We start from the raw sequence: 576 nt of genomic DNA, 5'->3' as shown, positions 1-576 counted from the left end.
GACCTCAGACGATGTGATTCACTCTTGGTGGGTGCCTGATTTCGCCGTGAAAAAAGATACCATCCCGGGTTTCATCAACGAGGCTTGGACGCGAATTGATGAGCCGGGCGTTTATCGTGGTCAGTGTGCAGAGCTTTGTGGACGAGCTCATGGCTTTATGCCAATCGTAGTCCATGCCATGCCGGAAGATGAATTCGATCAATGGCTCTCGGGCAAGAAAGAAGAAATCGCGATGCAAAAAGCCGCGGCGCAAGAGGCGCTAACTCAAGACTTGTCTATGGATGAGCTCATGGCGCAAGGCGAAGCGATTTACTCGGCGCGTTGTGCTGTTTGTCACCAAGCTAATGGTGAGGGTATTCCGGGGGCGTTCCCTTCAATTAAAGGCAGTCCTGTCGCGACAGGTGATGTCACCGAACACATCGGTGTGGTTGTTGATGGCCGCGCAGGGACGGCGATGCAGTCTTTTGCTAACCAACTTAGTGATCAAGAAATTGCTGCGGTAATTACCTACCAACGCAATGCTTGGGGAAATGATACTGGCGATACGGTTCAAGCGGCCGACGTCAATGCCTTTAA

At 51.9% G+C, this 576-nt stretch carries 1 protein-coding gene; it reads left to right on the top strand.

All coding sequences use genetic code 11. The features are described 5' to 3' along the window. Positions 1–576: c-type cytochrome (locus R7Z77_RS27235; RefSeq protein WP_318137290.1), on the top strand; the 576-nt coding region annotated here is incomplete at both ends.

The sequence above is a fragment of the Vibrio sp. 1401 genome (assembly GCF_033340295.1).
Note: the sequence above shows the minus strand (reverse complement) of the source record. Positions and strands in the feature narration are given on the sequence as shown.